Here is a 13,121-nt window from a genome sequence, read left to right on the forward strand (position 1 = left end):
TGCCAGTTCCTTTTGATTTTAATATGATTTCCGACATGGTTTTTTCGAAAAGACTCTTTTGTTTATTTCTCAGTACCCTTAGTTTTACGGGATTTCTCTCAACCCTTTCTGCCCAGGTTTTGCTCACCAACCAAATTTTGGACCTTAGGTCAGAGACTTCTTTTGGTCAAACAGTTCACAAGTGGAGTTTTAAACCGGGAGACTCTCCTCTCGTCTCAGAAGAAAAAGAAGATGATTTATATTTAGATGAAGAAAATGGCCAAACCAAAGCATTACGTTTTGCACATGCCCAACCTCTTTTGGAAGAATCTGCGCGAAATGGTTGGATCTCTGGGTTTCAAATCCAAACGGCCTGGGACAAAGTAAGAGACGGAGATGGGGAATTGTATTTCCCTGACTTTGTTCAATTCCAAAGTGCTTACCAAGGATATGCTTGGTATCGAACAGAAATTCAGATTTCAGAAGAGGACATTCGGTCAAAATTTAAATCCAGAAATTTAACAGTTCGTTTGGGTCAAATCAGCCAAGCAGATGCAGTGTATTGGAATGGAAAGTTTATCGGTGGAACTGGCCTCCACTTAGATACAGATGTCGGAACAGCATTAGAGGATAAGTCCCTTTACACCGATAAAATTCGGTTTTATCAGATTCCCATAGACCAACTCAAAACAGATGAACCTAATGTTCTTGCAGTTCGTGTGTATGCAAAATATCCATTAAGCCCTGGTTTATCACATGATAAGTTTTATATTTCATCTGTAAAATATGCGGAGAGAGCAGAGTATTGGAACGATTTCAAAAAGATATTTGTGATCGTATTGACCATGTTACTTGGAAGTTTTTATTTATACTGGCAATTTTTGTTCAGAAATGAAGACGACGCTACCATCTATTTTGCGTTAGGTTCTATCTTTATGGCATTGAATACTTTGTTCCAAAGCCAAATTATTTATTCAATTGTTGGTGATGGATTTTGGATCAAAAAAATAGAATATTTTGCTTGGATAGGACTTGTACATTTACTGTTCAATTTTATCGTTCGTTTTGCCCACGTAAGATTCGGGTGGATTGCTGTCACCAATCGATACATTGATATTGCTGGAGTTCTGTCGATGGTAGTCGCTCTATTTTCTCCGAATTTGTTTTTTCTTTCGAAGTTTTTTATCTATTGGAGTTTTGTGACTATATTACTTGGTGTTGCCTTGTTTTATATTATTTTCCTTGGAAGAAAAGTCCCTTCTATGGGGACAGTTTCACTCGGATTTTTAGCCTTCATCACTCTGATACTCAATGATATCTTTGTTGAAATGCAATGGGAATGGTATCCAAGTCATACTTATTTAAAGGATTATGCTTTTGCAGCTTTTTCTGTGTCGGTTGCTCTTTCGATTGTAAAGAACATGATTGATTCTAGAAGACTAGTTGAAAAACAAAGAGAAGAAAAAGATAGGCTCTCTCGGTATTTTTCGCCAGCAGTAATGGAAACCATCGTTGCCGATAATATAAAGTTAGGTGGCGAAGAGAGAGACATTGCTACTTTGTTTTCTGATATCGTTGGTTTTACCACTTTTGCAGAAAAAAATCCTCCAGGTGTCGTACTTGATCATTTAAACACAATCTTTGAATCCTTGTCTGATTTGATATTTCATTATTCAGCCACTTTGGATAAGTTCATTGGAGATGCCATTATGGCATTTTGGGGTGCACCAAAACAAACAGAATTAGATGCTTACCACGCGATTGCTTGTGCTGTTGATATGCAAAAAAAAATGGAAGAAATCAATCGTGATTTAGGACTTCCTCCTGGAACTTTCCGGTTGCGAATTGGGGTCAATTATGGAGAGGCAATTGTTGGGAATATTGGTTCAGTGAAACGAATGGATTACACTGTCATTGGCGATGCAGTGAATACAGCTGCTAGATTAGAAAGCCATGGGATTCCGGGAAAGGTGGCAGTTTCTGAAGCTGCTTATTTGGCTGCTGGTGGGAGTGAATACATTGAATATGAAGATATCAAAGAACTCTCCCTCAAGGGAAAGTCGGAGCCGGTCAAAGTGTACTTTGTGACAAAAGTAAAACCCAGAGCATAAATCAAAAATTACTTAGCGGATAACCAGAATTTTCTTTCAGATTCTGGAAGTTTTTCGATTGCATAACGTAGCATTGTTCTTGGCATCTTTGCTGCGTTAGATTGTAAAAAACGATTTAGGATTTTTTTGTCTCTGTTCCCAACCTCACGTAACATCCATCCGGTGGCTTTATGGATCAGATCATGTTTGTGTGTTAAATAAGATTCACAATATCGTAACGTATCGTTAAAGTCATTTTTTCGAATAAAATAAAATGTGCTTAAGATTGAAATTCGATTTTTCCATAGATCCTTCGATGTATGAAATTTATTTAGGACATCTCTCTGTCTTTGAAATAAGAAGGCACCAAGGATTTTATCGGCACTTGAATCGACTAGATCCCAATTGTTGATTGAACTTGTATGTTTGAGATAAAAATCAACAATTTCTTTTTGTTTTTTTTCAGTGATATCCTTGGACTCAAATTTAAGAACTAAAATAAATAGAGTTGTTAATCTTACTTCGTGAAATGGGGAAGTGATGAGTGATTTGAGAGCAGGGATTTCGATCTCTTTATAATATTTTTTTGCTACCTTTCTTTGGATGGGAACAGTGACTCCTAAAAACTTGTCACCTTCTCCATATTCTCCTGGTCCAGTTTTAAAGAACTTTGGTAAAAATTCTGCCTTTTCTTTGTTTCCTTCTTTTTTTAAATCAGAGAGGATCTGCTCTTGTATTTGTTTCATACACCTAAAATCACAGTTAAGTTGGCACTTGTCATATTCTCTGCAACAGTTTCACATTCTTCCATACTACCTTGAAAACAAACTGCTTTCCCATTGGTATGGGCTTCCATGGCAATTTTTTTTGCTTCTTTTTTTGTTTTGAAACAAAGTTTCATCAAACAATCTTCTACATATGAAAATTCATGAATGGAGTCGTTAAAAAGAATGACAAAGTAAAAGTAAATAGAATCAAAATTGGTTTTTGTTTCTTCAAATGTAGTCGGTAGGTTCTCTTCTGTCATGGAAAAAGTGAGTCGGAGTTCCCACTCAGTTCACCAATATACTCCAAATAGGATTTCATTTTAAACTTCTTTTTTGTGGAATCGGAAGACATAAACCGAACATTCCCGAATACATTTCGTTCAGGAAACCATGGTCTATCAAATAATCCAAAACACCATAAAATCCCTGTATAAGAATTAGGATTTCTGCCATCATAAGCATATTTGTTATTGAGATGTTCTAAAATTTGGAAGGCTTCTTCGTAAGTTTTTGTCCATTCGATTACTTTTTTCCCCCATAACATGCGCATATAATTATGCATCCTTCCTGTTTTGACAAGTTCTGTTTGGGCTGCATTCCAAAGTTCATCGTGAGTTTTGGCAGATTCAAATTGTTCTAGGGAATAAAGATATTCTCTCGTATCTGATTTGTGTTTTTTGAAATTAGTTTTAACCCAATCTGGTAGATGATCTAAATTAATATTTTGAGGTTTTGATTTCCAAAAAAATAAATATCCTATATCTCTCCAAGTGATGAGTTCATCTAAGAAATGATTGGCGGAAGTTGACTCAGAATAAAAATGTTCTCGGTCTCCCGGTTTTTTGTGACTCAAACGTTCTGGATTCCATTTCCCTTTTGAGGAAATATCTAAAACAGCATAGAAAATTTCTTCGATTCCAATATGTCCAAAATGTAGGTAAGGAGAAAGGCCACTTGTTGCAGTTAAGTCAGGGGGATTCGGATTGGATCTACCAGTCTCATATTCTGTTATTTTTTTTGAAATAAATGTTTTTAAAATCTTAAGCGCTTCATTTCGACCACCTTTCACATCTTTGGCGGGGATTACATTGTCTTTGAAATCAAAGGCACTCAAAAATGGTTTCAATTCTTTTGGTAATCCAAATCCATTCGGTGGTTTCGAATTTTGGTGAAGGCCTTTTAAATCTTCTTTTTTCCAGATTGCTTTTGCCCTTTCAGGGATTCCTTTTAAAAATTCTTTATGAATCCAAATGCGTAGAATCCTTGCAGCACTTGCTTCTTTTTCAAATCGAGAGAATGGAATGAGTGAATTACTATCCACAGCAAAAAGAGCGCAGTTGATTTTTCCGGCCAATTTTTTCGTTTGTTCAGGAATGATGAAACAAGGAAAGTCATCAGTGACAATTGCCGCAGCATTTTTGGATAATTCTTTTAAAATTCCACGAGCGGGATTTGTTTTAGATTCAACAAATGGCCAATAATTGATGCCTAACTCGTCTGCTCTTGTTTGGTTATCATACATCCCTTCCATAATGAATTTATGGATCCTCTCGGAAGACCAAGGATAGTCGGAACGTAATCCCTCATACACAATCAGTTCTTTGTTTTGTTCCTCTGCGAGACGGACAGCAAAAGAAAACGCATGGTTTGAATCAAAGCGGCGGTAGGCCTGCATCCAATAGAGGATGTACTTTCCATGGTTCTGAATGGGGTTGGCATTACAGAGACGGATTCGTTCCTGATTCACCTTTATTAGAGGGGGAAAAAGGTAATTCGGTTACTTTTTTTCCTAAGTAAACTAAAGCCAAAGTCCAGAAGATTTGTGTAATAAAAATACGTTATGTTTTATATTTAATCACATTGTCTTTTGTTTGGGATTCCTTTCCTATCAGATTCTTGCGAATTGTCTTAAGAATTTAGACAAAATGGAGGGTTTTTAGGCACGAATTGTTTTTTTTCCAGTCTCTGGTCCCTGGAATTCAATTTGGGTACCAATCTTGCACTGTTACTAAGCAAATAACATGGAAAGGAAACATGGTAATATGAAACAGTATTTCAAATCAATCGCCTTCCTGCTCCTGGTTGTTCCGATGTTCCTTTTTGCAGATGAAGCTGCAACCGTCGCGAACCCGGCGCAAGAAACCGCAAACGCAATCCAAACTTTAACAGTTGGTTTAGACACCTTATGGGTGCTAGTCGCTGGTATGTTGGTATTCTTTATGAATGCCGGTTTTGCTCTCGTTGAATCGGGTTTTGCTCAATCAAAAAACACCGTAAACATTCTCGCAAAAAACTTTATCGTTTTTGCAGCTGCAACATTCTCTTATTGGGCAATTGGTTGGGGTTTGATGTTTGGTGACGGATCTCCCTTTATGGCAACGGAAGGTCTTTTTTTCTTAGGTGGAGCTGATAATTCTCCTGCCATTGGTGACGCATACCAAGGTGTGTATTCCTCTATGAATTGGACTGGTGTTCCTCTTCTTGCAAAGTTTTTCTTTCAATTGGTATTTGCCGCGACGGCAGCAACCATTGTTTCTGGAGCAGTAGCAGAACGGATTAAATTTCATTCTTTTCTTATCTTCTCTTTTATCCTTGTAGCAGTTATGTATCCATTCACAGGTCACTGGGTTTGGGGTGGTGGCTGGATTTCCGCACTTGGTTTCCATGACTTTGCTGGTTCTACCGTAGTACACTCCGTAGGTGGTTGGGCAGCTCTTGCTGGTGCAATCGTTCTTGGAGCAAGAAAAGGAAAATTTTTACCTGATGGTAGAATCAAACCAATTCTTGGTCACAACATGACTTCTGCGGCACTTGGAACTCTTATCCTTTGGCTCGGATGGTTTGGATTTAACCCAGGTTCTACTATGGGTGTAGGTGACGGAAGTGTGATGGCACATGTGATTGTTACCACTAATATTTCCGCAGCACTTGGTGCACTTGCATCAACTGTGACTGCTTGGATCATTTTGAAAAAACCTGACCTTGGTATGATTCTTAACGGAACTCTTGCTGGTCTTGTGGGAATCACTGCTCCCTGTGCGATTGTAAGTCCTACATCTGCTGCTATTATTGGTGCAGTGTCTGGTGCTCTTGTTGTATTATCTGTTCTTTTCTTTGACAAAATCAAAATTGATGACCCTGTTGGTGCAACATCTGTTCACTTAGTTTGTGGTATCTGGGGAACATTAGCTGTTGCAATCTTTGGATACGAAGGTGCACCTGCAGGAGTAGAAGTTCCTTCTATCTTAACACAACTTTATGGAATTCTTGCGATCGGTGGTTTCACATTCGTAGTTTCATTAGTATTGTGGTTTGTGTTGAAACTTGCTGGTGGAATCCGAGTGGGTGAAGAAGAAGAACTCAGCGGTTTGGATCTTGGGGAACATGGAGCGGAAGCTTACCCTGATTTCAACATCCGAGCACGTGGTTAAGGGAATAGGAGTATAACATTATGAAAATGATCATTGCAATCATCCAACCACATAAGTTGGAAGAAGTTAAAGCAGAATTAACTAAAAACGAAATCTATCGTCTAACAGTGTCTGACGTTCAAGGTTACGGACAACAAAAAGGAAAAACAGAAGTTTTTCGTGGTCACGAATACACTGTAAACTTACTTAGAAAGGTTCGTTTGGAAATCGCGGTTAATGATGAATTCGTAAAACCAACTGTTGATGCAATTTTGAAAGCAGCAAAAAGTGGGGATGGAAAAATCGGTGACGGAAAGATCTTTATCTCTCCTCTCGAAGAAGTCATTCGAATCAGAACTGGCGAAAAAGGAAAAAGCGCCATTTAAAAACTTCCTTTCCTCAAAGGAAAAATCGGAAAACGTGTGGGGAAAAAATCTCTACACGTTTTTTCTTTTTTATCGTAGTGTCAAAATCAATTGATTGTGATCGTTTTTTAAATTTAATTCCAAGTCTCTGAACTTTACTCGAATGCAACCTCTGCGGTAGCGGTTTGCTTCTCTCTGGAATGCGATTGGTTTTCCATTCATATCGACTGATTCTATACTTGCATTTTCTGATTCTACACGGTAAATGATTTTTAAATCTTTTTCTAAAAAGCGAACATCCCATTCGAATCCATCTAAACCTTTTGGAAGGATAGGATCTATTTCGAGGGCGTCGAAAAAAACACGAATCCCAAACAAACATTCATAAACTAGTTTGATATAAATTCCTGGACCGCTGGAATAAACACGCCATCCGCCTTCCAAAGGGATTTTGCCCGCTAACAAATCTTTATATTTTTCTTTTGCTTCATACCTATCAAAAAATAAACCATCGGAACTCGAATAATAGCAGTTAGATTGTCTATGGTTACTTGCGGGAACCTTCTTTTGGATTCCTATGGGGTTCACTAAGTTTAAGTTGTGAAAAAAATCTTCGGACTTACCCATATAGGCCAACGCTTCACAATAACGTAAATGGGCATGGGTATACATAAGTCCAATTTCCCTTCCAAAGTAACTGGCTGTTTCTGCTCTCTTAAATTCAAGGTTATTTCCATCTGAATAAAGAATAGGTGCATCGAATAAACGAACTCCATCAGGACCAGTTAGAAAATTTTTAATGAGGGTTAGGTGAAACTCTGCCTCTTTGGGATCCAAAACCTCTGCTAATATTCCATAAATCATGGGAAGGATGCTATAACGGATTCCGGTTTTTGTATCACTTGGATGTAAAAAGAATTTTTGGGAATCGGTACCATCAAAGTATCGTAAACCGGTTAGGGTTTCCTCCGCCATACAATGTTCTTTGATATTTTGTTTGATGGTCTCTAGTTCTCTTTGGTAAAATTCTACTTTCTCTCTATCATCTGTTTGTTGGTAAATTTGGATCAATGCCTGATAGGTAAGCGATTGTAATTCGGCAGTCCAAGTGCTGACTGCATGAGTTCTGAAATTTTCTTTTACTGGTTGTAAGGAATCATTCCAATCCCCATTTCCATAGATAGGAAGGTTTGTATTTGCCACCAAACGTTTGTTTATGAGAGAAATTGTTTTCTCCACTGCGTCCAAAATCTTTTTTTGTTCTTTTCTATGAATTCCATTGGTTTTAAGATCAAGGAAGGAAAGATCACCTGTTCTTTCTAAGTAAGTGGAGAGAGCAAGAATGGGCCAATATACAATGTCTCCATGTGAATCTCCAGCTCGAATCGTTTTGTCACGAGGATAGAGCATAAACCATTGTGGCCAATCACCATCCTCATTTTGTTCCTCAAATACAGTAAGAAGTAGTGTTCGGCAGGATTCGAAATCACCGGTGGCAAGTAAATACTCAAAAGCACCTTGGCAGACATCTCTCGTTCCCCATCCTCCTCCCGAATATTGTTCGAGTCCTCTTGGATTTAAATAGTGAATGTGTGCATTTTGTTCGAACCAAGGAAGGATTTCTTTGATTTGGTGGAAAACTTCTAATTCCTGGTTTTTGATTTTTCCTATTGGAAGATTCTTTGTAAGAGAAAAAATATGCGTTAGGTTATCTTTTTTGGTTTTGGGTTTAAGAGAAGGAGTCATATCTCCTTGGATCGAAAACTGAAGGTTCGAATGTACTTGTATCTTTGCTGTGAGATAGGATTGTCCTCTTGATTTCCCATCCAAAAATAAAAGTGAATCATCGGAAACTTTCCAATCACTGAGGTCTTCTCCACAGATTCGAAATCCTTTTCCTTCCAGTCTTTGGAATAGGGGAGAATTTGGATTTGGTTGTATATAGATATTGGTTTTATTTTTTGTGATCACAGGCGGGAGTTCTAAAGTTCCGTTATCTCCATCAAGGGCAATGTGAAACGATAAAAAAATCTGTTTCGCCTGTGTGTTGTTTGTTGCCATTTGAATCAAAAATTGATGATCGTTTGTGGCCTCTACCTGGATACGTAAAATTTCTTTTTCTAGTAAGTAGATCCATTCCATTTGGTTAGGTTCCATTCGTAAAAAAGAAGGTGTGTCCAAAAGGGCAAACCCAGAATCCTCTTCTATAAAAATACGAAATCCATAAGAATGGAAAAAATTTAGATAACTATGGTTACGTGATAAGTATTGGTTGATGCTCGTATGACCTTCTGTCAGTTGAGATAAAAAAATCCCATTAAAATAGCAAGTTCCCGTGAGCGAAGATTCCTCTGGAACTTTGGGAACCCCTGTCCTTAGAATTTGTCCGTGAGGTCTGAGACAAAGTGCCTCTTTTTCTTTTGAGACTACATGGGTGGACTCATCTGTAAAAAAAGAAAGAATCTTACCCGAAGGAGAAAATTCCACTTCTCTCCATTCGTTTGGAAATAGAGTTTTTAAATCAGATTCTGTGGCAGTTTCACCTTCGATTCGTTTTGCGGAAGAAAAAAGACTTTGCGAACTTTGCAAATTTTCGGTTCCCCAATTTGGACTCTCGTTCCAGCCCATTCGAATCTTTTGGATTAGGGTTTGAACTTCAGGAAAGGATGATAGGGTTTTTAGGTCAGCGAATAGATAACCATAAAAACATGTTTCTTCTGACTCTCCTGGAAGTAATCGGGTTTTTAGTCTTTCAAGGCCAATGATCGAATGTTCACCTTGTCTTCGTTTTGCGGGAAGTTTTTTCCTTATACCATCTGGATATAAGTCCAATCCATCAGTAACAAAAGAGGAAATGGGACTTGTGCTAAACAAAAAAGAGGCTGGGTTTTTTCCTGCTATGGTTTCGTTTTGCCTAGAAAGAATGCCATAACCATATTCTTTTGTGTCGATCGGTTCATGGTGGATGTAATGGCAAACAAAGAATTCATTTAATCTAGCAGCACCATAATCGCAAATTCCTATATCTTGCACATAAACCAAATCATAGTCCAATGTTTCCTTGTTATTGTTTGTGATTTGTATTTTGTATCGCCAAGCAGGGAGATTTGGATGGAGTTCCAAAGACAAGTTGCAATCCAATCCATGAATTTTTCCTTGGGAAAGATAAAAAGAATCAATAATTTGAAATTGGGAATTTGTATTGGATCCAAACAAGGGATATAAAACCAATCCGTCTTTTGTATGGATTCGTAAAAAAAGATTATTTATGTTCGGCTCCATCTCATTTCCAAGATAAAGATTCACAAACAAATCTTCAAAACGAATGGAATGTATATTTCCATTGGATAAAAATTGAAATTTTAATTGTGATTGGTTTTTGATGGATTGTTTCAATGTTTTTCTGCTCTTGTGGTTGAACTTAAGGTCCATTTCCCAAAATGAGAAATGTCCAGGTGATGATCATATTCCAAAACGGTCTCTTCATCCTTGGCAATGACAACAGTTGTCACTCCCAGTTTGTGAAAGAGTTTTAAAATTTTTGAAATTTCAAATTTCCCAAGGCTTGATCCTGGACGATCCAAAATCAAAAACTTTGGTTGGGCAAAAAGAACACGGATGACTGCAATTTTGTACTTTTCAGCTAACGAAAGTTCTTCGTTCCATTCTTTTAAGGTTCTTAGACCACCAAAACGACGCACCAAAGTTTCAAGTCCCATTTTTTTAAGTTCAACAAGAATTTCCGAATCGGACACATCGAGGTTTCTGTATGCAGGAACAATCACATTGCGGAGTCTACCAGGCGGCAAATAAGGTTGTTCTGGCAAAAATAGAATTTCTTCTAAATTCGGTTTTTTGATTTTACCTTCACTGTGATTGCTGATCCCAGCAATGGATCTGAACAAACTCAGTTTCACTGTTTCATCTGGTGAAGTCAAAAGCCAACGTTCTCTTCTTTGGATCTTTAGATCTAAACTATCAACTAAAAGTTTAGATCGGTCATTGGAATATAAAGTAAAGTTTTCAAAACTAATTTCATCAGAACTATAATTTGTTTCTCGTTTTTGTTTTTCATCTGCTTCTGAGTGTAACATAGCTGTTTCCAGTGAATTCAGTCGTTTGACCACAGCAGAAAAAGCAGAGATGGATTGGAATTGTGTCACAATCAAAGAAAAAGCATTGAGTAAAGTAGTAAAAGCAAGAGCCGCCTGCGTGATGACTCCAAATTCAATTTCTCCTCTCATATAACTGGGAGCGATGATGAGCATGGGTATGATCTGAATGAAGTAATTATAATTATTTGTAAAAAAACTAAGTCGCAAGTTTACAGAAATGAGTTTGCGAAAATTATTCACTAATTTACGAAGTCTTGATTTCAATCGAACGGACATCCTCGCTTCTCTATGAGTCACAGCAATGGACTCTGCATGTTGGCGGATATGCAAAAGATCGGCCCTGTAACTTGCTTCCATATCCAATTGATCATAGTTAAGACGAATGAGCGATTTTCCAAGAAAGATGGTGGAGATTGTTCCTAAAAATGCATAAGTGACTGCCACCAAAAACAATAAAGGGTTAATGCTCCAAAGAACTCCAGAAAAGGAAATTGCAGAGAACACTCCACCGATAAAAAGTAAGGTGAAAGAAATCGTTGTGGTGGTGAATGCTTTGACATCATCGGTAATCCTTTGGTCCGGGTTTTCGATGCCAGGGCCACCAATGATTTTTTGGAAGGTTCTTTCGGTTAAATAGTTTTCAGTGAATTTCCAGGTAAGTTGTTCTCTCCATAAGATACCAAGTCTTTCCTCTGCATACCGATTGATGGAACCGATACCTGAAGAAATAATAAAAACAATCGCATAAAGAAAAGCATTAGTATAAAAGGCGGTTGTGTTTTTCCTCTCAATGGAGGAAATAAAATCGCGGCCAACATAACTATTGATGACATTGAATACATTAAATAAAATCACAAGGATGATTAGGATAATCCCATAACGAATGGCAGTTGGTCCTTGTTTCGATTGGATTAGTTGCCGTATGGTGTTTGTTAAACGCATCCAGTTTTCGGATGGTTTTCGTTTTTTATCTAAAGGCATTTTTTAACTCTTATCAAAACAGAGTTTTAAATTAAATGCAAGGAGGTTTTTACGATTCAATTGTTTCGATGGTGAGATCCATTGTGACTTGATTCCAGATTGATTCTAAATCGGCATTCCACTCGGAAGGAAGATTTTCACGAATGGAAGAAATAAGGATTGGTACTAGTTTTGGAAAATCTTTTTTAGAGATACCAATGGACTCATAAATGTTTGTTAGTTTAGATATTTCTTTTTTTAAAGAATTTCGGTTTCCTAACTTTTCAATTATAGACTCGATGACCGATAAAAATTCAGAAGAATGAATGGGGAATCCTTCTGAATTTAGATGAAGATGTAAGTTTTCTTCAACAAAACTTTTTAGTTTTTCAGTATAGTCTTCTATCCAATGCGGATTGTGTTCTAAAACATGATCAAAAGATTTTTGGATGCGGAGGATCGAATCCGAAACTTTAAAACCAAGCACCGAATAGGCTGCCATTTTTTCTGACTTACCTCGAAGTTTTGTAATGATCTTTTTATTCACAGAAAGAGAAGGGCCGATTAAATGATAAATTTCATCGGAGACTAAAAAGTTTGTATTTGTTTTTTTGTTTAGTGCTTCCAATCGACTTGCCACATTCACAGTATCCCCAAGCACAGTTTGGCTTTTGTACTCGGAGTGGCCGATGTCTCCGTAAATGACATTTCCTGCATGAAGTCCAATGCGAATGTCAAAGGTAAAATTAAACCTATCTTTCATTTCTAAATTGAATTTTTTCAATTGATCAAACATACGAAGACAAGCACGGATTGCGGAATGAATGGTTTCTTGTTTTGCTTTTTTGAAACTTTCTTCGTTTTTTATGGCCTCCTCTTTGTTTCCAATTTGGAAAAAAGCTAAAATTCCATCTCCAATGAATTTATCAATTTCTCCTCCATTGTTGAGGATTGGTTCACTCATCTCCTGAAAAAAACGGTTTAAAACAAAAACAACATCATAAGGCAAACTAGATTCGGTAAAAGCTGTAAATCCTTTGATATCAAGAAAAAGAATCACCGCATAACATTCTTCTCCTGTTTTGGAAGATTTGGATTCGCTAGTTACCGTTTTTAAATCCTTATTATCTTTTATGATCCTACGCAGTGTGACATCTCCAAACACTTCCGTTTGGCAAGCGAGTCGGATTTCAGAGGGCCAACCTTTTCTATCTGCGAGAGTTTGTTCTCTATCGTTGCGAGTACTGAGATGCGAAAGGCCTTCCGTAATAAAAACACGACATGTGGTGCATTTGGCATTTCCCCCGCAAAGATGGTAGAGGGGATATTCGTGTTTTAAGGCAGTTTCTAGGATGGTGGCCCCTGGTTTGTTCGTTTTTAGGGGAAAATCTTTTTGGTCTTCGAAGGTAACAATGGACATGGATCACCAATCTCT

Annotated in this window: 9 protein-coding genes; 3 read left to right on the forward strand and 6 right to left on the reverse strand. The window is 37.5% G+C overall.

Going from position 1 to position 13,121, the window contains the following annotated elements; translation table 11 throughout:
* Positions 1-35: 35 nt before the first annotated feature.
* Positions 36-2,090: an adenylate/guanylate cyclase domain-containing protein gene (locus EHR01_RS11445; protein ID WP_135694918.1), complete on the forward strand. Its 2,055-nt coding sequence runs from the start codon at positions 36-38 to the stop codon at positions 2,088-2,090.
* Between the two features lie 8 nt (positions 2,091-2,098).
* On the opposite strand, the gene EHR01_RS11450 is transcribed toward EHR01_RS11445, so the two are convergent.
* Genes EHR01_RS11450 through EHR01_RS11460 form a run of 3 tightly spaced genes read right to left on the reverse strand, consistent with a single transcriptional unit; the run spans position 2,099 to position 4,583 of the window.
* A complete protein-coding gene (locus EHR01_RS11450) occupies positions 2,099-2,815 on the reverse strand; it encodes a DNA alkylation repair protein (RefSeq protein WP_135694919.1) in 717 nt (238 codons plus the stop codon).
* Complete coding sequence (locus EHR01_RS11455; RefSeq protein ID WP_135694920.1) at positions 2,812-3,096, reverse strand: ATP-dependent Clp protease adaptor ClpS; 285 nt, start codon at positions 3,094-3,096, stop codon at positions 2,812-2,814. The genes EHR01_RS11450 and EHR01_RS11455 overlap by 4 nt, the downstream gene beginning before the upstream one ends.
* Positions 3,093-4,583, reverse strand: a complete 1,491-nt coding sequence (locus EHR01_RS11460; RefSeq protein WP_208721768.1) for a deoxyribodipyrimidine photolyase — start codon at positions 4,581-4,583, stop codon at positions 3,093-3,095. The genes EHR01_RS11455 and EHR01_RS11460 overlap by 4 nt, the downstream gene beginning before the upstream one ends.
* Before the next feature lie 295 nt (positions 4,584-4,878).
* Here EHR01_RS11460 and EHR01_RS11470 point away from each other — a divergent pair, with 295 nt between their 5' ends.
* Positions 4,879-6,267 carry an ammonium transporter gene (locus EHR01_RS11470; RefSeq protein WP_135694921.1) on the forward strand — a complete coding sequence of 463 codons (1,389 nt, stop codon included), beginning with the start codon at positions 4,879-4,881 and terminating at the stop codon, positions 6,265-6,267.
* 20 nt (positions 6,268-6,287) lie between these two features.
* Positions 6,288-6,632, forward strand: coding sequence for a P-II family nitrogen regulator (locus EHR01_RS11475; RefSeq protein ID WP_004786287.1), 345 nt, complete (start codon positions 6,288-6,290; stop codon positions 6,630-6,632).
* 69 nt (positions 6,633-6,701) lie between these two features.
* Here EHR01_RS11475 and EHR01_RS11480 read toward each other — a convergent pair whose 3' ends face one another.
* The 3 genes from EHR01_RS11480 to EHR01_RS11490 are packed head-to-tail and all read right to left on the reverse strand — an operon-like array spanning position 6,702 to position 13,106.
* On the reverse strand, positions 6,702-10,007 hold the full coding sequence (locus EHR01_RS11480) for a GH36-type glycosyl hydrolase domain-containing protein (RefSeq protein ID WP_244310092.1): 3,306 nt from the start codon (positions 10,005-10,007) through the stop codon (positions 6,702-6,704).
* Complete coding sequence (locus EHR01_RS11485; RefSeq protein ID WP_208721769.1) at positions 10,004-11,707, reverse strand: ABC transporter ATP-binding protein/permease; 1,704 nt, start codon at positions 11,705-11,707, stop codon at positions 10,004-10,006. Before EHR01_RS11485 ends, EHR01_RS11480 begins: the two co-directional genes overlap by 4 nt.
* Positions 11,708-11,756: 49 nt before the next feature.
* Entirely contained in the window at positions 11,757-13,106 is a 1,350-nt protein-coding gene (locus EHR01_RS11490; RefSeq protein WP_135694922.1) for an adenylate/guanylate cyclase domain-containing protein, read from the reverse strand.
* Positions 13,107-13,121: the final 15 nt, after the last annotated feature.

Origin of the sequence: Leptospira mtsangambouensis, from assembly GCF_004770475.1 — a bacterium.
Lineage (GTDB): Bacteria > Spirochaetota > Leptospiria > Leptospirales > Leptospiraceae > Leptospira_A > Leptospira_A mtsangambouensis.